Genomic DNA, 22131 nt, shown 5'->3' with positions numbered 1-22131 from the left:
GTGTAAGGAGATACCCGCTCTGAGGCGGGTATGACAATTTCGAAAGCGTAACAGGATCTTGAAAATGAGAACTACTGGTAAAAAATCTTCGAATACATTGGTGCGTGACCTTGTGAACGTGGGCATTTTTGGTGCTCTTTACCTTGTGCTTTCTGGACTTGGAGCGAGCATCGGTTTTATTCCTGCGTTTATTGTGGTTTCCACATGCGTAGTGAGCTTGGTGACGAGCGTCCCGCTATTCCTTTTCTTTTCGAAAGTCGAAAGACCTTTACTTTGCTGTGTGCTACTTTGCACGCTTTTCGGAGTTGTCATGACAATCTCTGGTCATGGAATTTCTTTTGGTTTACTTTGTGTGATATATGGCGTTTTGGCGGGCATTTGCTTAAAGCTGTTCCATAAAAATTTTGTCGGTTGCCTGCTAGCTAATGTAATGATAAGTTTTGTACCTTCTTCGATGATGATTCCGCTTTGGTCTTCGACCGAAGAATATTTGGCGTATTGCAGTTCTATTTGTGATAAGGCTTATATTGCTCATTTGGCGGAGCTTTCTAGCAGCTATTGGCCTTTGATTGGTCTTTTTGGATTTGGTGCCGCAGGTGCTGTGGTGGGTGGCTTCATTGCTCGTCGCGTGATGAAGAAGCATTTTGAACGCATCGGACTTGCGCAGTGAAACTAGACCCGCGTACAAAATTGTTTTTAGCGGCGGTGGCAAATGGTATGATTTTTTCCGCTCCGCTTGTCTATAGCTTGTTGATGGTTGTTGTAGCGTCTGTTTTGCTGTTGCTTGAGGGAAAGTGGAAATTTGTTTGCACTTTCTTTTTTGTTTATTTGAGTGCTGGCTTTTTCTTTGATTTTGTGAAAAATTTGGATATTGGTACCTCGGGTACGATAATTCTTGCATCGTTGTTTTTGATGTACCGTATTATGCCGGCCTGTGCTGTGCTTTATTATGTGATAACAACTACCAAGGTCAATGAATTTTTGGCATGCATGTCGCGAATGCATGTTTCGAACAAGGTGACGATACCCTTGATTGTGATGATTCGATTTTTCCCGACGGTGTATGATGAATCCCGTGCGATTGGCAATGCCATGAGAATGCGCAGAATTCGCTTGTTCAGTTTGCGAACTTTAAAAAGTCCAGTGGCGTTTCTTGAATATCGGCTGGTTCCGCTTTTGGTTTCTGTTACGAAAATTGGTGATGAACTTTCGATTGCGGCGGTGACGCGTGGACTCTCGGCAGAAACAAAACGCACCTGCATTGCAACGATTGGATTTCGCTGGGTGGATTTTGTTGTGTGCGCTTATTGTATTGTTGTAGTTGTTGCCTTTGCTACTTCTTGATTGAACTTTGATTTGTCATGCCGCACTTGTTATCTTTGACCACTTAGAGCTTTAGCTCTTATGTGGTCATGATCCGCGAATGGGGACGGCATCGCCTTTTTCTTATGAACATCTCCCTAAAAAATATTTCCTTTTCTTACTCTGATTCCCTTGACGATGCGATTCTCAAAAACTTGAATCTGGAAATTCGTTCGGGCGAGTGTGTTGTGCTGGCGGGGGAGTCGGGCTGCGGGAAGACGACGATTTCAAAGCTCATTAACGGTTTGATTCCGCATTACCATTCGGGAACGATGGATGGCGATGTGTTGCTCGGTGGCAAGAATACCTCCGATATGACGCTAGCCGAAATTTCACGAGTTGTGGGTTCCGTTTTTCAGAATCCGCGTTCGCAATTTTTCAACATCGATACGGATTGCGAACTTGCTTTTGGCTGCGAAAATTTGGAAATGGATCCCGAAGAAATCAAACAGCGCGTGGAGAATGTTGTTCAGGAATTTCATTTAGAGCATTTGCTTGGCCGTAGCATCTTTAACCTTTCGGGCGGCGAAAAACAGAAAATTGCGTGCGCATCTGTTTCTGCTACGGGGCCTGAAATTTTTGTGCTGGATGAACCTTCTGCAAATCTGGATCTCAAGACGATTGCGGATTTGAAGGAAATTGTTTCGCGATGGAAAAAGGCGGGGAAGACGGTCGTTATCGTGGAGCATCGCCTTTACTATTTGCGTGATGTCGCCGACAGAATTTGTTATGTGAAGGATGGGCAAATTGCGTACGAATGGACTCCCGCAGAACTTGAAGCCAAAGGCGCTGCATACGCATCGAGCCTTGGACTCCGATGCATGAATTTGGGGCAATTGTGCGAAGGGATGGTTCGGCAGGCTCACCAACCTTGTAAGGTCCCTGAGCTTGTCGAAGGGCCGCAAGGTTCGAAGGAGCTGGATCTCGCGAAGCAATCCATAACATTTACCAATCTCACTTTCTCTTACCATCGCAAGCATCCGATTCTGGATATTGACCATCTTGAACTCCCATGTGGACAAATTACGGCACTGGTTGGCCATAATGGTGCGGGCAAATCGACGCTTGCCCAAGTGCTGTGCGGATTGCTGGGCTCTTGGCGTCAAAAGCGTGCGGCTCGCAAGCGCGGCACGTACTTGATTATGCAAGATGTGAACCATCAGCTTTTCACTGAAAGCGTTCTGGACGAGGTTTTGCTGGGCATGAAACCGCAAAATGAAAAACTTGCTCTTGAAATTCTTGATGGACTCAATCTTAAGCAATATACGGAAAATCATCCGATGGCACTTTCGGGCGGGCAAAAACAGCGTGTCGCTATCGGCAGCGGAATCTCGAGCGGTTGTGATATCGTTGTCTTTGATGAACCCACAAGCGGTCTTGACTATCGGCAAATGCTTGCTGTTTCTGCAACGCTTAAAAAGCTTGCCACCAGCGGAAAAACTTTGCTTGTAATTACCCATGACCCTGAATTTATTTTAAACAGTTGCCAATCCGTGATTCGTTTGGAACACGGAAAAATCGTGGAACAGTATCCGCTGTTAGGGGACGAAAAGCAGCTTATCAAGACGATGGTGGAATGAGAAACGGATGCCGAGTTTTCGACATCCGATTTAGCGTGAATGCGTAATGTTTTTTTTGTTACGCCGCCCAATAATTTTATTTCTTGAAATACACCGTATTCACAATGTGTCCTTGAATCTTTCTACGTACAACATAGTGCCCTTGCGGAAGTTCTCGCATGCTGATGCCCAAATAATGACCGTTCATGTCAAAAATCCCAACGGTGGTTGCAGTCCCGGCCATGCGTGGCATGGTTGCGATACTGGTGGTACTTGTGTCAGGCTTGATTATTGCTATGTACTTGTCCCAACCTGGCATGTCCTCGAGAGTAATGATACGCTCGTCATTCATGTTGCTCTTCCATACGCCATCTTTTGTTTGGCCGGGCCAAGTTCCGCTCCAGGTGCTGTACCACGGCATCCACCAACTCCATACGGCTTCGTCGGTATGCATGTTGATCACATCGGGAATGGGGCCGTTTTCGCTGAGAGCTATAATTTTCGTGCTTTTCGAGGCGTTTTTGAATTTGTCAAAGGCACTTGCGTTACTGGAATGGTCGTTTGCGCTATTGTAGATGTCGATGGAGAGTACATCGTAGTATTCGCTACCTGGATCCCAAGAGGTGACTGTGCTTCCTTCAGGGTTATAGACCCAAATCATGTTTTTTACACCCTTGACTTTGACCATGCGGTCATAGACGAGTCGATAAAGGGCTGCAAACTGTTCTCCGGAATTAATACTCCACCAGAACCACTTTCCGCCAGCTTCATGCAAGGGGCGAAAGATTCCCGCTACACCTTCTTTCTGCAATTCAAGGAAGTAATCGGCGATGTGGTCAATGTCGGCTACGATTCCTTTGTAAGCAGCACTTTCGGTATTCCATTCGGTGGTGCCTGGCTTGAAACCTGTAGAGAAATCGAAATCGGTGTATTCGCCTCCGTTTGCTGCACTTTGGATGTAGAATGCGTCTTTTTTGTCTAGCGGATCTTTCCAGTGCCAAGTGAATGCAGGGATGCCGCCCGCTTTCCAAAGGCCTTTTGCAATGGAAATTGCTTTGTCCGTGTATTCCTTGTTCCAACTTTCATTTGCCTTCGGGCCACTCGCAAACAAGAAATCAAGCCCGACAAGAGCCGGGTACTTTCCTGTGCGCGTGTAGGTGTATTTCACGTCGTCGTGCGTCTTGAAGTCGGCTCCCATGGTGTAACCGCTCATATCGCCGGTCATCATGCCGCTAATCGTCTTTTTGCCAAAGTTTTCACGCAAAAAGCTGTAGAGCTTGATTGCACTTTCGGTGGTGTTCGGGGTAACCGGTGTTGCGGATATTTTGAAAGGGGAGGATTGATAAGGCTCAACCTCAATATAGTCCACGCTAATCCAGCCCCAGTATTTCTCAATAGAGATTGTGTTTGTCCCGGCTTTAAGTGTAGCGACTGTCGTGACATCCGCCCATGAAGTGGTGGCGTTAAAGTCGATGGTGCCTGCGGTTGCACCGTTTACTTTCAAGTAGTTTGCTTTGAAATCCCCAGCCTTGTAATGGATGGTCACTTGGTACTTGCCCGCACTCTCTGCGGTGACACCATTAAAAGAAATATTTCCTTCTTGCAAGTCGGCATAACCCGTTCCCGAAACTCCGGATGCGTTGACATTTTTTGCTCCTCCGGAAAGAGTCGCTGCTTCAGCTTCGTACTTAGTTGCAAATGCCATACTCGAAAGAGCAAGAATCAAAATAATGAAGTTTTTTCTTTTAATCATTAGGGTTCCTCCATTTTACGAAATTATATTCCCCAAGTATATTTATCAATTATTTTTTTCGAATGGTGTGGACAAAAATGTCCACGAATTGTATATTTTTTTTACGAGACGCCAGGAAATGAAACGATTTTTAGGTAGAGCTTTTTTATATCTGGCGAGACGCTTTATGTTTGCAAAAAACAAAATCAACATCTACGACTATTCGGACTACCGCAAGTTCTTGCAGGAGTTCTATGAACTCGAAAAATCGCTGGATTCCTCGTTCAGTTATCGAGTGTTTGCTGCGGCGGTTGGCATGGACGCAAGCCTGCTTTTGAAAATATTGCAGGGGAAACGCCATATTTCTCCGAAATGCATAGATGTTTTCGTTAAATTTTTCCGTTTCAAAGATGCCAAGGCAGAATACTTCCGTGAAATGATTGCTTACGGCAAGGCGAAAAACGATGAGGATGTGCGTAGCCATTTTGAAACGCTTCAAAAAATGCGACCTGCAGCCAGCCGAGAACTCGACGAAGCCCGGTACCGCTATTTTCAGCAATGGTATTATCCGATGATCCGCTCGGCGCTCGATGTATTCAATTATCGCGGTACACAAGATGCTGCCGCCCTTGGGGAATGCTGCATTCCTAAGCTTTCCGCTTCGCAAGTAGAAAACGCTGTCGATGCTTTGTTGCAGCTCGGACTTGCGCATGCCCGCAATGACGGTCGCGTGGTTCCGACCGAAGCTCATCTCAAGACTATGGAACACTGGCTGAGTGCCTGTATCAGCGATTACCAAAGCAGCATTGCGGAACTGGCCGGCAAATCCATCCAGAATACTCCCAAAGAAAAACGCGACATCAGCACGCTCACGATGGCTCTTGATTCGCAACAAATTGATAAAATTCGTGAAATCCTCGCCAAAACGAGAAAAGCCATCGTAAACGTAGTCAATGCGATGCCTCCGCAAATTTGCGATAGCGTTTATCAGTTAAACTTTCAGTTGTTTCCGATGATGAAAAAGGAAGAACAATGAAAAAAGGTATGGAAACTTCGTTTTGTGTTTCGTTTTGCGCCTTGCTTTGCCTGTCGCTGTTTTTAGGTTGTTCAGAAAATAACACCGCAGGTGCCACAAGTGAAACGACAAATGGAATTGCCTTCAAAGTCGTTGACAGTTTAAATAAGCCGTTCGCTTGCGCACAAATGAAGGTGTATTCAAAAGATGCCTTCTCGGTCATTGATAGCGCCCTTTCGGATTCAAGCGGACGAATTTCTTTTAATGACAAACTCGGCATCTGCACAGACCAAGGCTGTTTTGTAGAAGCCCTTGCGGGCGAAGATTCCGCATTCATGAGTTGGTCGCCGGTCGATTTTGCAGATACCTCGGTTCAGGAAATTGCATTGTTGCCTTCGGCTTCGCTCATTGTACGTACTGGCGTTTCGACCCAAGAAATCGAAGGCCTGTTAGAAAATGTTCAACTGGAATCGACCCCCTATTTTGCAAACCGCTTCGGTAGCGAGTATGTGTTTGCGCATGTGCCGGCAGGGTCCTTTACTATTGTTGCTGGAGATTCGACCGTCGCAGAAGTGGCGCTTGCGCCAAACGAATCCGCAGATACGCTCGTTCCTGTTCCAGGAAAGTCTGTTGAGTATGTTTTCGAAGACTTTGACGATGGAGATAGTTTGAATAACCTCGCCAAAACTTATCCTAACTACGGATGGTATTTTAATGCTGTTGGCAAAGCGAATTTTGCAATACCTGATAGTGCTGAAAGTTTCTCATCCGTATTAAAAGAAGATAAAGATCATGGAAAGTATCTCGCTGTTAAATTCGCAATAGATACAGGCTTCGTTTTGCTCGGAACTCATCTAGGACTTGATACAGGATTTTTCGACCTGAGCAATCTCACGGCGATTCGCCTTACGGTAAGAGGCGACTGTGAATTGAATATCGCTTTGGAACATTACCGTGAAGTTGGAGAAAATACCTTTAAAAAATCGTTATGGAAGGCCAAAGCGGCTGAAAACTGGAATGAAATCATCTTGCACCCCGGTAGGGAAGTTCTTGAAGAAAGCTCCTATCAAGTGGAGTGGAAAGAGATTTCTCACGAAATCGGTCTGTTTAGCATTTTTATGAGAAGCGGAACTTATCTAGAAGTTGACAAAATCGTGTTTGAAGGAATTGATTTCAAATAAGCGATTAATGATGCTGTAAAGGCTGATCTTTTAAACGCGAGTGTTTGACCATTGCCGTCATCACAATGTGCATCACCATCGCAAGCATTATAAAAAAGACCGTTCCCACCCATCAACACGAGGGTGAGCTCGGCCATCGCGATATCAAGCATCATACGAATTATGGCGGAAATCGGCAAATCAGGGAATATAAATTATTTCAACTTCCCGTAGTCTTCGTCGCTCACGGGCTCAAGCCATTCATTGCTTCCGCCTTCACCGGGAACTTCAATCGCCAAATGCTGGAACCAGGAATCCGGAGCCGCCCCGTGCCAATGCTTGACGCCAGCCGGAATGTTCACCACGTCGCCGGGCTTCAGTTCCACCGCCGGCTTGCCCCATTCCTGGTAGTAGCCGCGACCCGCCGTCGCAATGAGAATCTGGCCACCGCCCTTCTTTGCATGATGGATATGCCAGTTGTTGCGGCACGCCGGTTCAAAAGTCACATTCCCGACGCCCACCTGTTCCTTGCTGATCATGTCGAGATAGCTCTTGCCCACGAAATACTTGGCGTAGGCATCGTTCGGCTTGCCCACCGGGAACACACTCCAGTCCTTTCCCGGCATGGTTTTTGCACCCGACGCGTTTACAGCACCAGCCGTCGCGTTTGCTGCCTCGGCCTCAGCCACCGCTTCCTTGAGCAGTCGCAGAGCGTTCAGCGTGCGCGGGTAACCGCAATACGGCAAGCAGTTGTAAATCGCCTGTTCCACGTATTCGGCCGTGCGGATCTTCAGGTTCGCGCCGATATGCGCCTTGAGTTGTGGCTCCGTTCCCAGGTTCACGAGAATCGCCATCGTCAAGAGTTCGCGGGTATTCAGGTCAAGCCCCTTGCGGGTGTAGTAATCGCCAAAGCAGTTGCTCGCAAGGAAGTAATTGATAGTCGGCATACCGCTCTTGCCGTTCTTCGCCATGTCGCGGAAAGTCTGGCCGAACAGCGTTCCCTGCGCGTCGGCACCCGCCTCCAAGCGGGACTGCGCCGTCACCGTTGCACGGTTTTCGTCCACCTTTACGTTCTTCGCCTTGAACACGTTGCGGGCAATTTCCACCGCATCCACCGTCCGCGGGAACCCGGTGTAGGGGGCGCACTGGTAAATCGCCTCGAGAATTTCTTCGGGAACAAGCCCCTGCGCAAGCGCCGTCGCCACTTCTTCTTGCAAAAGTGCACCCGACTGCTGCGTCACAAGCGACACCAGGCGAATCAACTCCACCTCGCGCTTTTCCACAAGCGGAGTCGCCGCCGGAACCTCGTTCTGCGTGAAGTTGTCCATCACGGCACGCAGTTCCTTGTCCTGCGAAAGCGCCTTCGCCCCGTCTTGCGGGCAGCAGTCACATGCGGCAAGCACCGCACCCATACCAAGCATCGTCATAATCGTCCCTAGTTTCATGGTTTGTTCCTTTTCTATCTACGCCTTTAATATAAATAAATGCGCAAATCCCGCAAAATACCATTTTTTCATGCTCAGTATGCGTAAAACGCATAGTGAAGCCCGCCAACGCACTTTTGTAAACAATTTTGCCTATGAAACTGCGGAAATAAACATTGAAGTAAAACATCTTCAACCTTTAAAATTCTATCAAAATGATGAAGTTGTCGTTGATTTGGAGTAAAATATGAAAAGATGGATTCAAAAGGGAACATCTTTTTCTGTAAAAAGTATTTGTCAGATGAATGCTTCTATAGCCTTCTTTTGGACTTTGCCTTTGAGTTCGGCGACTTGCCTTTTATCGCCAATTAGTATTAGTATATATTTGTTATTGGAGGTCTATTATGCGAGTGATTTCACAAGAATTCAAGCAGATGCTGAAAGATAGTGATGTGTTGTATTTGCAGACGGCGGGTATCACATACAAAAGTAACTAAAATTACAAAATCTTGAATATAATCGACTAGTAATAGACTAAGACAAATCGGGATTTATGGAGGGAATGATGGAAAATTGCAGGAAAACTGAACGAGAAAGAATGACAAATGGAGAATCTTTTTTTACAAATGACCCGCAGCTCATGGAGGATAAGAAAAACGCTCGTATCCTCTGTTCTCGTTTTAATAGTTCTCCGGAAGATGAGTCCTTAAGAAAAGCATTGTTAAAACAACTATTCGGGCACTGCGGGGAGAGGATAGCCATCAAGCCCCCGTTCCATTGTGATTACGGATATAACATCTTTGCGGGCGATGACTTGTTCATAAACTTTGACTGCGTGTTCCTGGATGCAGCTCCGATTCGGATTGGAGAACATTGTATGATCGGACCTAAAACCTGTATATATGCAATCGGTCATCCGTTGGACGCAGAATCAAGAAGAGAAAAGATTGGTATCCCTAAGCCGGTCACCATTGGCGATAATGTCTGGATCGGCGGTGGAGTCACGATTCTTCCGGGTGTATCCATAGGAGATAGCACGGTAATCGCTGCTGCTTCTGTAGTAACTAAATCTTTTCCTGATCATGTGGTGATTGCAGGAAACCCAGCAAAAATCATAAAGAATATTGAAGAATAACTTCCAGTTTTTGGAGGAGAACATGCGCATAGATTTCAATGAGATTGCATCCATGACGTTTCCAGGCATGGATAATGGCACCGGTATGATGAGTGCCCACAGCGATCCATCCGGGCGGAAGCATCGGGACTCATAAACAGGAGTCCGGAGATGACATGAACCTTCAAAGAGGCATCAGAAGCAGGTGTTGAGTTTTGGGAAGTTCAGATGGATTTTAGACTGGAAGGAGTAACTCTTTACAACGTAACGAAAAGTGCATATCTATAAAATTCAGTTTCATACACGATGACAAATTTGTAAACAATTTTGCCTATGAAACTGCGGAAATAAACATTGAAGTAAAACATCTTCTTTCCCCTAAAAAGAAAAGACTGCCAAGAGTTTCCTGGCAATCTTTCTAAAACATTCCGCCCATAAGGCGCTAGCCGATTACTTCACCCACTTATCGACTTCTTTCTGGGCCTTTATAACTTACTACACCGCAAAAAGTAAAATCTGTGTAAAGCGGCGTAAAGCCTTTGTAAAGTCCTAATAAAACCTTTGGAAAACTTCATTCCATCGCCTTGCGTATTGTCGCAAGGCTTTTTAGTTTATGGCCCGAGAGGTTTTTATGACGACTTTTTATGTGATTCTTGTGGCCATGCTCCTAATCCTTGCCCTGTTCGACCTGTTCGTAGGGGTCAGTAACGATGCCGTGAATTTTCTCAGTTCCTCTGTCGGGAGCAAGGCTTTCAAGTACAAAACCCTGATGGTCTTTGCTGCAGTGGGCGTGTTCTGTGGCGCTACGTTCAGTAGCGGCATGATGGATATTGCCCGCCATGGCATTTACATGCCCCAGTATTATACCTTTGCAGAACTTATGTGCGTATATGCGGCGGTGATGTTTACTGACGTAATCCTTCTGGATATTTTCAATTCTTACGGTATGCCCACTTCCACCACAGTTTCCATGGTCTTTGAACTTTTGGGCGCCTCTGTGGCTATCGCCAGTATCAAGATTCTTTCTGACGATACCCTGGAACTGGGAAACCTCATCAACACCTCTAAGGCTCTGACGGTGATTTTGGGCATCTTCCTTTCGGTGGCCATCGCTTTTGTAGTTGGCCTTGCGGTGCAGTATGTGACGCGCCTGGTTTTCTCCTTTGGCTACAAGAAAAATATTCGATACTTTATTGGTGTTTTTGGAAGCGTTTCCCTGACGTCCATATTTTATTTTATCCTCATCAAGGGCCTCAAAAACATGAGTTTTGTGGGAGCAGGCTACAAGACTTTTCTCGCGGAAAATGAGACCGTTCTTATGGCTGGCATGTTCGTCGGATTTTTCATCCTTTGTCACTTGCTCCATGCGGTAAAAGTAAACGTGCTCAAGGTAATCATTGCTTTTGGGACTTTTTCTCTGGCTCTTGCCTTTGCCGGAAACGACCTTGTGAATTTTGTGGGGGTACCCCTCACCAGCCTTTCTTCGGTGCAGCATTTGATGGCTGCTGGGGGCAATCCTCAGGATTTCAATATGTCCTTCTTGTTGGAGTCGGAACCAGGACAGTGGTACTTGCTGATGGTTGCTGGGCTTACCATGGTATTCTCCCTTGTGTTTTCCAAGAAGGCCCGGAATGTGGTGAAGACTTCCGTATCCCTAGCGGCCCAAAATTCTTCTGAAGAAATCTTTGGTACAAATCCGGTAGCTCGCGCCTTAGTTCGCAGTTCTAATGGTGTCGTAAAATTTGTAACAGAATTTGTTCCAAAGAAAATTTCGGATAAAATTAACACCCGCTTTAATACCAAGGAAATGATTCTGGAAGAGGATGGGGCAGCCTTTGATTTGTTGCGGGCCTGCGTGAACCTGATGCTTGCCAGTTCTCTCATAGCCCTCGGAACTTCACTGAAACTTCCCCTTTCTACCACCTACGTGACCTTCATGGTGGCCATGGGTACAAGCCTTGCCGACAGGGCGTGGAACCGTGAAACTGCGGTGTACCGCATCACAGGGGTTCTTTCGGTTATTGGAGGCTGGTTCCTGACAGCTTTTGCGGCTTTTGCCAGTGCCTCGGTGGTGGCTATGGTGCTTCACTTTGGCGGACTCCCGGTGATATTTGCCCTGTTTGCCGTGGTTATTTTCGTGCTGGTCCGTTCCAACCTGAAGTATCGTGGAAACAAGAAGGACAAAACTGAAGAGCGTTTTGAGAAAATTCTTTCTGCAAGCCCCGAAACCAAGGTGTACCCTCTTATTCAGGAATACAGTCGGGGTGAATGGAGCGAAATTCTCCGCTGGTGTGCCGATTGCTATGAAAAACTGCTGATAGGCCTGTTGCGGGAAGATTTAGGAAGGCTCCGCTCGGTGAACAAACAAATTAAAATTCTAAAGAAACATGTGCAGCGGAATCGTCGCCACGGAACCCTGTGTACAGAAAGGCTCGCCCAAGAAGATTTGGTGGTCAAAAACTTTTTCCTGTATCAGGCCAATGACTTTATGGGGGACGCCCTGTTTAGCCTAGAGCAGATTTCTTCGCCCTGCAAAAATCACGTGGACAACGGCTTTAACCCGATGGACAACGAGAAGCGGAAGATGCTCCTGCGAACAGCGGCCCACGTGAAGGAGCGTATCGAGAGTGTCGCCGAGATGGTGGAAATCATGGACTTTGACCGTTATGATCAAGTCCGGGGCCAGCTGCGGGAAGAAGGTTCCAGGATATTTGCCGAACGAAAGGCCGAGATGATGAAGGCCGGTTCCGAAAACATCCGCGCAGAAATCCTTTATTTAACTATTCTTTATGAGTCCTGGGCGTTGCTGGATTCGGTCAGTTCCGTGGCCAAAGCCAGTAGAAAATTCCTAACTGTAAAACAATAATTTGTGTGTAGTCCTATGATTTATATTGTGGAAGATGATGCTGAAGTTCGGGAAATGGAAACTTATGCTTTAAAGAGCGGCGGTTTTGACGTGATGGCTTTCGAATGCGGTAAAGTTATGGACAAACAAGTTAAGGTTAAAGTGCCGGACTTGTTTATTTTGGACATTATGCTCCCTGGCGAAGATGGTTTAAACATTCTCAAACGCTTGCGAGTGCAAGAAAATACAAAGGACATCCCCGTCATCATGCTTACAGCGAAAGGAACTGAACTTGACAAAGTGAAGGGACTTGACTTGGGAGCGGACGACTACATAGCAAAACCATTTGGCGTTCTAGAATTCATTTCACGTGTGCGAGCCGTGCTACGCCGTTCTGAACGAAGCTCATCCGAAAGTACGGAAGCGTTGAACTTGGCTCTAGGAGGAGTAACACTCGATGATCAGCGTCGTTCGGTAACTGTTGGCGGAATCGCTGTAGAACTCACTTTTAAGGAATATGAACTTTTGAAACTCCTGATGTCCCGACCGGGAACTGTTTTCTCTAGGCAACAGATTCTAGAAAAGATTTGGGGGGTGGATTTTGATATGGATACACGCACCGTGGATATGCACATAAAAACGCTTCGGCAGAAGTTAGGGGTACAAGGCTCTATCATACAGACCGTGCGAAACGTGGGGTACAAAGTTCAATGAAAAACAGTCTCCGTTTCAGCTTGATTTATGTCGGAGTACTCGCCGCCCTCTTTGCAGTGTATTTTACGGCTCGCGTTTTTGAAAATGAAATGTCCGAACAGCAGAAGCGAGATTTGAGGGAAACAGCCTCCCTTATCAAAAATTTCTATGGACAGATTCCTTCTGAGAACTTCCGAAAAAATCTGGATTCCATTGCCAGCAAACGTTTGCGCGTAACTCTGGTGGACCGGGACGGAATGGTCCTCTACGAAAGTGACGCAAAAGCTGGCAAAATGGAAAATCATAGGAGTCGTCCCGAAATCATGGACGCAAATTCCAAAGGAATAGGTGAAAACCTCCGCTATTCAGTGACTTTGAACGCCCAAGTGTTCTATTTTGCAGAATGACTGTCAGACGGCAAAATTCTGCGTTTAAGTCGTCGTCAAGCGAGTCTTCACGAATCCGTATCTAAGACCATGCCTTACCTATTAGCGCTGTTGACAGGTATTGTTGTTGTGGCTGTTTTAATTGCTTTTGGCTTGAGCCGCGCTTTTGTGCGACCTGTGCAAAAATTGGCAGAAAACTTGGGACAGCCAGAACTTATGGATGACGAAGGGATATACAAAGAAATTGCACCATTAGTCAAAACTATCCGTAAGCAGAATCGGGAACTTCAACTCACCATTGAACAACTTTCTGAAGAAAAAAAGAAAACGGCCAAGATGCGAGATGAGTTTACGGCTAACGCCTCCCATGAACTCAAAACGCCATTGACATCCATTTCTGGATATGCGGAACTCATCGAAAATGGTATGGCGAAACCCGAAGACGTAAAACGCTTTGCTGGAAAAATTCACAAAGAAGCTGGCCGTCTCCTTTCTATCGCAAACGATATTATGACCCTTTCCAAACTTGACTCCTCGGGAGAATCTGCGATTGGACTGGACGAATCCGTGAATTTGTGGACACTGGCTTCAAGCTGTATTGACGAACTCTCCTTAAACGCCGAAAAGAAGGGAGTTCGTGTGGCGTTGGAAGGTTGTAAAACCGCACAGGTTTACGGCAATCATCGGCTCCTATTCGAGATGCTTTACAACTTGGTCGACAATTCCATTCGCTATACAGAAACGGGTGGTTCCGTGAGTATTCTAGTGCAACAAAATTCCATTGCTGTGAAGGATACTGGAATTGGCATTCCCGAAGAAAACCAGCCACGCATTTTTGAACGGTTTTACCGTGTGGACAAGAGTCGTTCCAAGGCTACAGGCGGTACGGGATTGGGCCTTGCCATTGTTAAGCATATCGCCGAAGTGCACCATGCAGAGATTTCGTTACAATCCGCCATAGGCGTAGGCACGGAAATCACCGTGACCTTCTGCTAGAAGCAAGCCTATTTCTTCCACTTATGGCTCTGTCGGGTCAAAGGCGGTCCTATCGAAAACGCGGGTGGCCTGTTGCATATTATGGGTCACCATGACGACGGTATAGTTCTTCGGGTAATTTATATTTTCTTAAAGCCGTTCCAGCTGGACCAGGGAAAGGCGATTGTCCAGCCACACCTTCTTGGGCACCAGCCGGTAAAGCTTGTTGATGTATCCACCAGAACCGATAATAGAAACGGGCCCCCAGTTCACCATCATCATGCGGATTTCGTCGCACATGTCATCTACGGAATCCATGTCCACCAGGCCGCAGAGCAGCCGCAGGGTTCCGATATTGAAACTACGGCTACCCATAAACAGGCCCTGGTAAAGTCAGTTTTATAATATTTCTAGTTACTTTTCATCGAAATCGTCGGCCCCGTTCAAGAGATTGGCTCCATGATGAGTACCGGTTTCTGCAAAAATGGCCCACCGAGCCACATTCAAGGCGTGGTCGCCGATGCGTTCTAGGTATTTGGCGATCATGATGGAATTGATAATGCACTCGGCATCGCTTTCCGTATTTCTGATGTTTTTCACTAGTTCCCGCTTGGCAGAGCGGAATAGAAAATCTACGTCGTCGTCACTGTCGATAACAATCTGAGCCAACTTCAAGTCCTTGCGGACAAAGGCGTCGATACTTTGCGCCAGCATCTTGAGCACATCGATTCCCATGGGCGGAATAGCGGCCAGTTTCAGGGGAGCCCCGTCCTGGTCTGTACACCCCGCTACAATTTCAGCAATATCTGCAGCCTGGTCGCCGATGCGTTCCAGGTCCCCCACCATTTTCAGGGAGGCCGAAATCAGGCGCAAGTCCCGGGCTACAGGCTGCTGGCTCAGCAAAAGCCGCAGGCAAAGAGTCTCAATTTCCTTCATCTTCTGGTCGATTTCCTTGTCGCCCACCACAATCTTCTTGGCGGTTTCACGGTCAAAGGCCAGCAAGGCGTCTATGGAGGCCTTCAGGGAATCTTCCACCAGGGCGCCCATTTCTATAATACCCCTGTTCAGGGCTTCCAGTTGCGAATCAAAACGGTTTCTCATTATCCAAATCTCCCGGTAATGTAGTCCTCGGTGCGCTTGTCCTTGGGCAGCGAGAACAGGGTTTCAGTCTTGTTGACTTCGATGACTTCCCCTAAGAGGAAAAAGGCGGTCCTGTCGGAAACGCGGGTGGCCTGCTGCATGTTATGGGTCACCATGACGATGGTATAGTTCTTCTTGAGTTCCAAAACTAGGTCCTCGATAATGGAGGTGGAAATGGGGTCCAGGGCGCTGGTAGGTTCGTCCATCAGGAGCACTTCCGGCGAAACTGCCAGGGCACGGGCAATGCAGAGCCTCTGCTGTTGACCGCCGGAAAGGCCGAGAGCATTCTTTTTCAAGCGGTCCTTCAGTTCTTCCCACACGCCGGATTTCTGCAGGGACGTTTCCACGATTTCATCCAGCTCCGCCTTGTTACGGATACCGTGGGTCCTAGGACCGTAGGCGATGTTGTCGTAGATGCTCATGGGAAAGGGATTGGGTTTCTGGAACACCATGCCCACCCTCTTGCGGAGAATATTGGGATTCATTTCCCCGTATACATCCTGACCATCCAAGAGGATGTGGCCCGTAATCTTGCAGCCTTCCACCAGGTCGTTCATGCGGTTCAAGGACTTGAGTAAGGTGCTTTTACCGCAGCCGGAAGGCCCAATAAAGGCCAAGATTTCGTTGGGCATAATGTTAAGGTTCACGTTTTTCAACGCATGGAAATTGCCGTAATACAGATCCATTCCTTGAATAGAAATTTTTTCGTTAGGTGTCATTAGGTTTTTCCGATTTTCTTTGCAAATTTGTTAGAAATCCAGTTGATAAGAAGGATTACCAGAATGAGGATAACCGAAGTGGCGTAGGCCTCGCCGGTATGGAAACCTTCTCGAGAAAGTTCGTACATGTGAACAGACAGAGTCCTGCCCGAAGAGAATATTCCCTTGGGAAAATCCGCCACCGTACCTGCCGTATAGACAAGGGCGGCAGTCTCTCCCACCACACGGCCCACCGCTAGGATTACACCTGCAAGGATTCCCGGAACGGCTGACGGTAATATTACCGACAAAACCGTACGGAGCTTACCTGCCCCGAGGCCGTAGGAACCTTCGCGATAACTATCTGGAACAGAACGCAGGGCCTCTTCAGTGGTGCGCATGACCAGGGGCAAAATCATGATGGAAATGGTCAAGATACCGGAAACCAAGGAATATCCCAGGTGCAGGAAGGTCACGAAGAACAGCATTCCGAAAAGACCGTAGATAATGGAGGGAATTCCGGAAAGGGTTTCGGTAGTGATCCGCACCAGTCCCACGATCTTATTTCCGCGGCGGGCGTATTCCACCGTATAGATGGCAGCACAGATTCCTAAAGGGCCTGCCACCAGGAGAGAACCAAACACGATGATAACCGTATTCAGGATGGAGGGCAGGAAAGAGACATTCTCCGAGGTGTAAGTGAGAGAAAACAGGGAGGGTTTCAGGAATGGGATACCCTTCACCAATATATAGAGGATCAGGAACCCCAGGGTGCATACCGTAATGGCGATGGCCAAGGACACGAGGATTCTCAGAAACAGCGAAAAGGGCGCATGCTTATAGTATCCGATCATTTGACAACCCTCTTCTTGAGAATGGAAAACAGCAGGTTGATAGTAAGGATAAAGGAGAATAGCACCACACCGGTGGCAATGAGGGCTTCGCGGTGCAGGTCCGTGGCATAGCCCATTTCCAACACAATGTTGGCGGTCAAGGTCCTGACTCCCTCGAAAATACCGTCGGGCATTCGGGCCTGGTTTCCAGCCACAAGAATCACTGCCATGGTTTCGCCAATAGCCCGGCCAAAACCCAAGATGATACCCGCCACGATTCCCGAAGTGGCCGCCGGAAGAACCGTGAAGAATACACTCCTTTCGTGGGTGGCCCCGAGAGCCAGGGAACCTTCGTAGTAGCTGTTGGGGACCGCCCGCAGGGCGGCTTCGGAAACGGAAATGACGGTAGGCAAAATCATGATTCCCAGCAGAATCGACGCCGTAAAGATGCTGAAACCGCTCCCGCCAAGGTGCTGCCGCACAAAGGGGACGATGATCACCAAGCCAAAGAAGCCGTAGATCACCGAGGGAATGCCGGCCAGGAGTTCCACGGCGGGTTTCAACACCCTGTGGAGCCTTTCGGAGCAGAACCGAGCCAGGAATATGGCCGACAGGAGCCCCACCGAGACACCGATGGCTAGGGCCCCCAGTGTCACGTAGAGGCTGCCGAGAATCATGGGAAAAATCCCGTAGATCGCAGGCTCGTCCGTGGGGGCCCATTCCGTTCCGAACAAAAAGTCCGTAAAGCCTATCTTTAGAATGGCGGGGACACCGTTTGCAAAAAGGAACACGCAGATTAGGGCAACAAACAGGATGCTTGCTAGCGCAGAGACCAGGAAGATGGTGGACGCGGCCCGTTCCTTGAATGGACTGGATAGTTTGAATTTCATGGTATTACTTGATGGAGGTCGTGAGGCGGGCGCTAAAGCCTACATCGGACATTTTGTTTTCGCTATAGACTGTCGCCTGGATTTTACCGTGGGAACCGATCTTTTTCACGAGACCTACGGCCCAACCCAATTCATCGGCATCGGCGTTCAGTTCGTCACGGTTAGCGACGTATTCCACTTCGGCAAAGGCCTTGTCGAGAATGCCGCCGGTAGGAAATTCCACGCCGCCGTACACCGGGAAGTACTGGGTATCCTGACTGTAGAGAGGCTTTACTGCAGCACCCGCTTCAATGGAGGCCGCATTCACTTTGTCGTCTTTGCCGGTCATGATAGCAGCCGCTTCGGCGTATACCGCCAGTTGCTTGGATACCTGGTAACGGGCCCGAAAATCCACCACATGGGTCAGGACTGCGCTATATTGCATCGGGTCAAGAACATTGGCGCGATAACCCAGACCGAGTTTCAGGGCTTCTCCCAATTTCAGGTCGTCGTTTACGCGGAGGTAACCCTTGTTGAAATTACCGTCATCGGTACCCACCATCACGTTCAGCTGGTTGCCGGCCATTTTCCAGCCCAGCTCAAAGGCGTCGTGGGCGTAATCTCGAACTAGAAAGCCCCGCTTAGAAAGATTCTGGTCCAGGTAGCCACCGAAATTACCGGCACCTTCCGTATCCGTCTTCCAGTGACCCAGTTTCAAGTTCAGTCCGGAAGTTGTCCACTTGTAATTTCCGTAATAGGTATCGGCCTGAAACTTGTCTGCACCTCCATTAAAGTGGGGGGCGTACATGCGGATAGTCACCTTGGCATCGAAATCTTCGGAGCTGTACGTTCCGCCGATATTGGCTCGAAACCAGAAGTTATCCAGAGTGTTTTCCTTTTCATTGTCGTAAAATGCCTTGTAGGCCTGAGTTTGAATATTTCCGGTCAAGTCAAAGCCGCTGGCCTTGGATTCTTCGGCGGCGCTAGCCATGCCGATAGTGGTAACAACAGCTGCGATGATGCAAGATTTCTTAATCGTCATTTTGAACTCCTTTGGGCCAAGCCCTGTTTGAATGACGGCATCAACTTAGATTGTCATTGTAAAAACTGAAGAGGGGTCGAAGTAAAATATTTGAGAAGTTCTTGTAACGAATAAAAGAGGAGTAAAGGCTTTACAAAGATTTTACCCTACATGCTATTGGGTCTTTACATAGCTTGTCTAACTTGTGGTCATCATTCAAAACCAACCAAGGAGTATCAAGAATGAAAAAACTGGCTTTAACCGCTTGTGTAATTAGTTTAGCTGTAATGGGTATTACGGCAGCCTGCAACGGAGAAAACGAAAAGAACGTCGAAGTCGCCACCACCAAGCAGCCTGAAATTTCCGTCATCGCCCGAGAAGCTGGTTCCGGCACTCGGGACGCCTTTACCGAACTGGTGGGAACCCTTATCAAGCAAGATGGAAAGAAAAAGGACAATACTACCAAGGACGCGATTACCATCGACGGCACTCAGGGCGTCATGAGTGCCGTAGCCGGTAACGAATACGCCATCGGCTATATTTCCCTTGGCTCCCTGAACTGTTCCGTGAAGGCCCTGAGCATTGACGGTTTCGCTCCCACCAAAGAAAACATTAAGTCCGCCAAGTACCCCATCGCCCGCCCCTTCAACATTGCCACCAAGGGCAAGATGAACGACGCCGTAAAGGACTTCGTGAACTTTATCCTTAGCGCCGACGGCCAAGCCGTTATCGAAGGAAACGGCTACATCAGAGTTTCCGATGGTAAAAAATTCCAAGCCCAAAAGCTGAAGGGCAAAATTGTCATCGCAGGTTCTTCCAGTGTGTCACCGGTCATGGAAAAACTCAAAGAAGCCTACACTGCCCTAAACCCGGAAATGGAAATCGAAATTCAGACCAACGATTCTTCTTCGGGAATGCTAGCCGCCAAGGAAGGCACCTGCGATATTGGCATGGCCAGCCGCAACCTGAAACCCAACGAACTGGAAGTCTTAACTTCCCAGACCATCGCCCAAGACGGTATTGCCGTGATTGTCAACAAGCAGAACCAAGTTTCCAATATTGCCCTGTCCAGGTTGCGGGATGTGTATACCGGACTTATCCGTAAGTGGAAAGACGTGAAGTAAAAAACGCAACTATGAAGTAAAACGAAAAAGAGATGAACAGGATTCATCTCTTTTTTTTTATTCAAGCAAATTGGACAGGCCAGAGACATTCTCTCCAAGGCCGATTTTAGAGAAAGCTAGCTCTTGGACTGAATTGAAGAAGAGGACTAGCAATCCTAAGTGAGGCGCAATCAGCCTACTTCACCCACTTGTCGACTTCTTTCTGGGCCTTGTCGCGTTCGTTCTGGGCCACGTGTCCGTAGATGGCAAGGCCAGGGGTCACATTCGCGCCGGTCACCTTCTTGAGGCGCTGCACACCCGAGAGGCCGCTGCCTTCGTGGGTCACGAACGGGTGAATCGTCTTGCCTTTCAGGTTATACTTCTCGAAAAAGGTGAACATGGGCATGGGCATCTCGCCCCACCACACCGGGTAACCGACGTAAATCTCGTCGAATTCTTCGGGGTTCACGTTCACCGGCTTGATTGCCGGACGCGCATCCTGCGCAAGTTCCTTCTTGGCCACGTTGATGCAGTCGTCGTAGCCCTTGGGGTATTCCTTCGCGGGTTCCACATGCAAGAGCGTGCCGCCCGTCTTTTTCGCGATCATCTCGGCAATGATTTCAGTATTGCCCTTGGAAATGTTCCCGACGCTGAAGTTTTCGTCGGCGCGGGAATAGTAAACGACGAGGATTTTCTTTTCTGCTGCCATAGAGACTCCTAGAAGAAGTGATAAAAGAATCAAGGTGATTTTTTTCATGGAATCCGCCTTTTTCGTTAAAAATTCCTTTGAACCGGTTGTCTATAATATAAATAAATCCAGCACAGCCGCGTAATGCGTAATTTTTATGCCCACTATGCGTGAAACGCATAGCGGATTTATTATATTCTCCCCAAAAGGGGATTTTTATGTTTGTCGAGACCTACATTTTGCGATTGCTGGCCGGGTTCCTGGAATACGGGACGCTTTCGGCCGTTGCAGACAAGCTCTACACTTCGCAGCCGGCGGTGAGTCGCGCGTTCAAGAAGCTGGAAGATGAAATCGGTGCTCCGCTCTTCGAGCGCAAAAAGAACCGCATTGAGCTAAACGAGAAGGGACGCACGGTCGCCGAATACGCTAAGCGCATCATGGATTTGCAAGGCGAGATGATGGAAAAGGTAAGCCCGCAGGGGGCCACGCGCACGTTCTCTATCGCGTCGGTGGCCATCCTCCCCGCCATGCGGATGGTGCAGGAACTGCAGGAGAAATACCCCGGCGCGCAAGTCACTTACGAGATTATCGACAATGAGGCGGGCGTGCTGAAGGCCTTGAACGAGGGCACGGCGGATATCGGCATCACGCTTAAGGCCCCCCGTGCAAAGAAATACCGTGCCGAAAAATACATGCAGGAGCGGCTCTCGATTGCGCTCCCGAAAAAGCACCCGCTTGCGAAGCGCAAGTCCATCCGGCTTCGGGAACTCAAGGGCGAAACCATCATCCAGCGCAGCAACGTAGGGTTTTGGGAGCAGGTCAAGCGCAAGAAGATTCCCGACGCCACCTTCATCAAGCACGACAGCACGAAGGGCATTTCAAAGCTAATCGAACAATCTTCGCTGTTGACATTCGTTTCGGACCAGAAGTTCGATTACGAAATTCCCAAGGATCGCAAGATTGTGCCGCTCGCCGATCGCGAAATGAACGTGGAATTTTTCAAGGTTAAGTTAATGAAATAGCGCGCGGGCGTTGCATTTTCGCGACTTATTTCCTGATGAATTTTTCGTCGGTCTTGGGCATGGTATTGTCGGGCGTGTAGCGTTCGACAGTCATTTTCAAGTCGTACTTGTCGCGGAGTTTCGCAATCGTCTTCATCATGGGCGAAGCATGGTGCACATCGATGGCTGCCTGGCTTTCCCACGCGTCAATCAGCAAGATGGTCTCGGGATCGTCCAGCGATTGGAAATATTCGTAGCGGATGTTGCCCTTCTCGGCACGGATTTTCGCCACAGTCCCGCTAGAAACCATCTCTTCGGCGAACTTCTTTGCCGCCCCGTTCTTACCCGTATAGCGCAGGTTTACCGTAATGTTGCTCATGGCACTCTCCGCAAACACGCTCGCAGCGAGCGCAAGGATTGAAAACATTGTTAAAAACTTGAGTTTCATTTTGCCACTCCGAAATGCTTTGCGTATAATATAAATATTTTTGCGGAGTGCTCAAAATGCTTAAT

Annotated in this window: 23 protein-coding genes; 13 read left to right on the top strand and 10 right to left on the bottom strand. The window is 48.1% G+C overall.

Annotated features, from left to right (window positions below):
* Positions 1 to 64 precede the first annotated feature (64 nt).
* From B9Y77_RS09575 to B9Y77_RS09565, 3 genes are all read left to right on the top strand, one after another.
* On the top strand, positions 65 to 670 hold the full coding sequence (locus B9Y77_RS09575) for an MptD family putative ECF transporter S component (RefSeq protein ID WP_085491369.1): 606 nt from the start codon (positions 65 to 67) through the stop codon (positions 668 to 670).
* Between the two features lie 47 nt (positions 671 to 717).
* Positions 718 to 1344: an energy-coupling factor transporter transmembrane component T gene (locus B9Y77_RS09570; RefSeq protein WP_369597150.1), complete on the top strand. Its 627-nt coding sequence runs from the start codon at positions 718 to 720 to the stop codon at positions 1342 to 1344.
* 104 nt (positions 1345 to 1448) lie between these two features.
* The gene (locus B9Y77_RS09565) at positions 1449 to 2942 is read left to right on the top strand and encodes an ABC transporter ATP-binding protein (RefSeq protein ID WP_085491367.1); all 1494 of its coding nucleotides are present in this window, start codon (positions 1449 to 1451) and stop codon (positions 2940 to 2942) included.
* 76 nt (positions 2943 to 3018) lie between these two features.
* Here B9Y77_RS09565 and B9Y77_RS09560 read toward each other — a convergent pair whose 3' ends face one another.
* Entirely contained in the window at positions 3019 to 4674 is a 1656-nt protein-coding gene (locus B9Y77_RS09560; RefSeq protein ID WP_085491366.1) for a glycosyl hydrolase, read from the bottom strand.
* 166 nt (positions 4675 to 4840) lie between these two features.
* On the opposite strand from B9Y77_RS09560, the gene B9Y77_RS09555 reads away from it, so the two are divergent.
* Both B9Y77_RS09555 and B9Y77_RS09550 read left to right on the top strand, forming a co-directional pair.
* A complete protein-coding gene (locus B9Y77_RS09555) occupies positions 4841 to 5689 on the top strand; it encodes a TIGR02147 family protein (RefSeq protein WP_085491365.1) in 849 nt (282 codons plus the stop codon).
* The gene (locus tag B9Y77_RS09550; RefSeq protein WP_085491364.1) at positions 5686 to 6849 is read left to right on the top strand and encodes a hypothetical protein; all 1164 of its coding nucleotides are present in this window, start codon (positions 5686 to 5688) and stop codon (positions 6847 to 6849) included. The genes B9Y77_RS09555 and B9Y77_RS09550 overlap by 4 nt, the downstream gene beginning before the upstream one ends.
* Positions 6850 to 7043: 194 nt before the next feature.
* On the opposite strand, the gene B9Y77_RS09545 is transcribed toward B9Y77_RS09550, so the two are convergent.
* Positions 7044 to 8273: a carboxymuconolactone decarboxylase family protein gene (locus B9Y77_RS09545; protein WP_085491363.1), complete on the bottom strand. Its 1230-nt coding sequence runs from the start codon at positions 8271 to 8273 to the stop codon at positions 7044 to 7046.
* Positions 8274 to 8352: 79 nt separating this feature from the next.
* Between B9Y77_RS09545 and B9Y77_RS15960 the strand changes: the two genes are divergently transcribed.
* The 6 genes from B9Y77_RS15960 to B9Y77_RS09525 all read left to right on the top strand — a co-directional run bounded on the left by B9Y77_RS15960 (position 8353) and on the right by B9Y77_RS09525 (position 14286).
* Positions 8353 to 8496 (top strand): hypothetical protein, encoded by a 144-nt coding sequence (locus tag B9Y77_RS15960; protein WP_176221732.1) that lies wholly within the window; start codon positions 8353 to 8355, stop codon positions 8494 to 8496.
* 321 nt (positions 8497 to 8817) lie between these two features.
* On the top strand, positions 8818 to 9387 hold the full coding sequence (locus B9Y77_RS09540) for a sugar O-acetyltransferase (protein WP_073423837.1): 570 nt from the start codon (positions 8818 to 8820) through the stop codon (positions 9385 to 9387).
* A gap of 610 nt (positions 9388 to 9997) precedes the next feature.
* Positions 9998 to 12232 (top strand): inorganic phosphate transporter, encoded by a 2235-nt coding sequence (locus B9Y77_RS09535; RefSeq protein WP_085491482.1) that lies wholly within the window; start codon positions 9998 to 10000, stop codon positions 12230 to 12232.
* Positions 12233 to 12247: 15 nt separating this feature from the next.
* Positions 12248 to 12925 (top strand): winged helix-turn-helix domain-containing protein, encoded by a 678-nt coding sequence (locus B9Y77_RS09530; RefSeq protein WP_085491362.1) that lies wholly within the window; start codon positions 12248 to 12250, stop codon positions 12923 to 12925.
* Complete coding sequence (locus B9Y77_RS16220; protein ID WP_254899982.1) at positions 12922 to 13311, top strand: hypothetical protein; 390 nt, start codon at positions 12922 to 12924, stop codon at positions 13309 to 13311. Before B9Y77_RS09530 ends, B9Y77_RS16220 begins: the two co-directional genes overlap by 4 nt.
* A 69-nt stretch (positions 13312 to 13380) precedes the next feature.
* Positions 13381 to 14286, top strand: a complete 906-nt coding sequence (locus tag B9Y77_RS09525; protein ID WP_254899981.1) for a sensor histidine kinase — start codon at positions 13381 to 13383, stop codon at positions 14284 to 14286.
* Positions 14287 to 14415: 129 nt separating this feature from the next.
* Here the strand turns inward: B9Y77_RS09525 and B9Y77_RS15775 are convergent, their stop codons facing one another.
* From B9Y77_RS15775 to B9Y77_RS09495, 6 genes are read right to left on the bottom strand one after another with little or no spacing between them, the layout of a single operon-like run.
* Positions 14416 to 14640 (bottom strand): hypothetical protein, encoded by a 225-nt coding sequence (locus B9Y77_RS15775; RefSeq protein WP_014546373.1) that lies wholly within the window; start codon positions 14638 to 14640, stop codon positions 14416 to 14418.
* Positions 14641 to 14679: 39 nt separating this feature from the next.
* Positions 14680 to 15366 carry a phosphate signaling complex protein PhoU gene (gene phoU / locus B9Y77_RS09515; RefSeq protein ID WP_085491361.1) on the bottom strand — a complete coding sequence of 229 codons (687 nt, stop codon included), beginning with the start codon at positions 15364 to 15366 and terminating at the stop codon, positions 14680 to 14682.
* Complete coding sequence (gene pstB / locus B9Y77_RS09510) at positions 15366 to 16124, bottom strand: phosphate ABC transporter ATP-binding protein PstB (RefSeq protein WP_085491360.1); 759 nt, start codon at positions 16122 to 16124, stop codon at positions 15366 to 15368. Before pstB ends, phoU begins: the two co-directional genes overlap by 1 nt.
* The gene (gene pstA / locus B9Y77_RS09505) at positions 16124 to 16957 is read right to left on the bottom strand and encodes a phosphate ABC transporter permease PstA (protein WP_014546376.1); all 834 of its coding nucleotides are present in this window, start codon (positions 16955 to 16957) and stop codon (positions 16124 to 16126) included. The genes pstB and pstA overlap by 1 nt, the downstream gene beginning before the upstream one ends.
* The gene (gene pstC / locus B9Y77_RS09500; RefSeq protein ID WP_085491359.1) at positions 16954 to 17826 is read right to left on the bottom strand and encodes a phosphate ABC transporter permease subunit PstC; all 873 of its coding nucleotides are present in this window, start codon (positions 17824 to 17826) and stop codon (positions 16954 to 16956) included. The genes pstA and pstC overlap by 4 nt, the downstream gene beginning before the upstream one ends.
* Positions 17827 to 17830: 4 nt before the next feature.
* Entirely contained in the window at positions 17831 to 18847 is a 1017-nt protein-coding gene (locus B9Y77_RS09495) for a hypothetical protein (protein WP_085491358.1), read from the bottom strand.
* Positions 18848 to 19068: 221 nt separating this feature from the next.
* Between B9Y77_RS09495 and B9Y77_RS09490 the strand changes: the two genes are divergently transcribed.
* Positions 19069 to 19950: a substrate-binding domain-containing protein gene (locus B9Y77_RS09490; RefSeq protein WP_085491357.1), complete on the top strand. Its 882-nt coding sequence runs from the start codon at positions 19069 to 19071 to the stop codon at positions 19948 to 19950.
* Positions 19951 to 20125: 175 nt separating this feature from the next.
* On the opposite strand, the gene B9Y77_RS09485 is transcribed toward B9Y77_RS09490, so the two are convergent.
* Positions 20126 to 20638: a flavodoxin gene (locus B9Y77_RS09485; RefSeq protein ID WP_085491356.1), complete on the bottom strand. Its 513-nt coding sequence runs from the start codon at positions 20636 to 20638 to the stop codon at positions 20126 to 20128.
* Between the two features lie 197 nt (positions 20639 to 20835).
* Between B9Y77_RS09485 and B9Y77_RS09480 the strand changes: the two genes are divergently transcribed.
* Positions 20836 to 21639: a LysR family transcriptional regulator gene (locus B9Y77_RS09480; protein ID WP_085491355.1), complete on the top strand. Its 804-nt coding sequence runs from the start codon at positions 20836 to 20838 to the stop codon at positions 21637 to 21639.
* 25 nt (positions 21640 to 21664) lie between these two features.
* Here B9Y77_RS09480 and B9Y77_RS09475 read toward each other — a convergent pair whose 3' ends face one another.
* On the bottom strand, positions 21665 to 22045 hold the full coding sequence (locus tag B9Y77_RS09475; protein WP_176221741.1) for a putative quinol monooxygenase: 381 nt from the start codon (positions 22043 to 22045) through the stop codon (positions 21665 to 21667).
* Positions 22046 to 22131 lie beyond the last annotated feature (86 nt).

It is taken from the genome of Fibrobacter sp. UWB13 (genome assembly GCF_900177805.1).
GTDB lineage: Bacteria > Fibrobacterota > Fibrobacteria > Fibrobacterales > Fibrobacteraceae > Fibrobacter.
The sequence above is the reverse complement of the archived record's forward strand: the minus strand, read 5'-3'. Positions and strand labels throughout refer to the sequence as shown.

Bases quoted from the DNA above. Each gene is read 5' to 3' on its own strand.
- B9Y77_RS09575 (WP_085491369.1), top strand. From the start codon at position 65: ATGAGAACTACTGGTAAAAAATCTTCGAATACATTGGTGCGTGACCTT.
- B9Y77_RS09570 (WP_369597150.1), top strand. From the start codon at position 718: ATGATTTTTTCCGCTCCGCTTGTCTATAGCTTGTTGATGGTTGTTGTA.
- B9Y77_RS09565 (WP_085491367.1), top strand. From the start codon at position 1,449: ATGAACATCTCCCTAAAAAATATTTCCTTTTCTTACTCTGATTCCCTT.
- B9Y77_RS09560 (WP_085491366.1), bottom strand. From the start codon at position 4,674: ATGATTAAAAGAAAAAACTTCATTATTTTGATTCTTGCTCTTTCGAGT.
- B9Y77_RS09555 (WP_085491365.1), top strand. From the start codon at position 4,841: ATGTTTGCAAAAAACAAAATCAACATCTACGACTATTCGGACTACCGC.
- B9Y77_RS09550 (WP_085491364.1), top strand. From the start codon at position 5,686: ATGAAAAAAGGTATGGAAACTTCGTTTTGTGTTTCGTTTTGCGCCTTG.
- B9Y77_RS09545 (WP_085491363.1), bottom strand. From the start codon at position 8,273: ATGAAACTAGGGACGATTATGACGATGCTTGGTATGGGTGCGGTGCTT.
- B9Y77_RS15960 (WP_176221732.1), top strand. From the start codon at position 8,353: ATGCGTAAAACGCATAGTGAAGCCCGCCAACGCACTTTTGTAAACAAT.
- B9Y77_RS09540 (WP_073423837.1), top strand. From the start codon at position 8,818: ATGGAAAATTGCAGGAAAACTGAACGAGAAAGAATGACAAATGGAGAA.
- B9Y77_RS09535 (WP_085491482.1), top strand. From the start codon at position 9,998: ATGACGACTTTTTATGTGATTCTTGTGGCCATGCTCCTAATCCTTGCC.
- B9Y77_RS09530 (WP_085491362.1), top strand. From the start codon at position 12,248: ATGATTTATATTGTGGAAGATGATGCTGAAGTTCGGGAAATGGAAACT.
- B9Y77_RS16220 (WP_254899982.1), top strand. From the start codon at position 12,922: ATGAAAAACAGTCTCCGTTTCAGCTTGATTTATGTCGGAGTACTCGCC.
- B9Y77_RS09525 (WP_254899981.1), top strand. From the start codon at position 13,381: ATGCCTTACCTATTAGCGCTGTTGACAGGTATTGTTGTTGTGGCTGTT.
- B9Y77_RS15775 (WP_014546373.1), bottom strand. From the start codon at position 14,640: ATGGGTAGCCGTAGTTTCAATATCGGAACCCTGCGGCTGCTCTGCGGC.
- phoU (WP_085491361.1), bottom strand. From the start codon at position 15,366: ATGAGAAACCGTTTTGATTCGCAACTGGAAGCCCTGAACAGGGGTATT.
- pstB (WP_085491360.1), bottom strand. From the start codon at position 16,124: ATGACACCTAACGAAAAAATTTCTATTCAAGGAATGGATCTGTATTAC.
- pstA (WP_014546376.1), bottom strand. From the start codon at position 16,957: ATGATCGGATACTATAAGCATGCGCCCTTTTCGCTGTTTCTGAGAATC.
- pstC (WP_085491359.1), bottom strand. From the start codon at position 17,826: ATGAAATTCAAACTATCCAGTCCATTCAAGGAACGGGCCGCGTCCACC.
- B9Y77_RS09495 (WP_085491358.1), bottom strand. From the start codon at position 18,847: ATGACGATTAAGAAATCTTGCATCATCGCAGCTGTTGTTACCACTATC.
- B9Y77_RS09490 (WP_085491357.1), top strand. From the start codon at position 19,069: ATGAAAAAACTGGCTTTAACCGCTTGTGTAATTAGTTTAGCTGTAATG.
- B9Y77_RS09485 (WP_085491356.1), bottom strand. From the start codon at position 20,638: ATGGCAGCAGAAAAGAAAATCCTCGTCGTTTACTATTCCCGCGCCGAC.
- B9Y77_RS09480 (WP_085491355.1), top strand. From the start codon at position 20,836: ATGTTTGTCGAGACCTACATTTTGCGATTGCTGGCCGGGTTCCTGGAA.
- B9Y77_RS09475 (WP_176221741.1), bottom strand. From the start codon at position 22,045: ATGTTTTCAATCCTTGCGCTCGCTGCGAGCGTGTTTGCGGAGAGTGCC.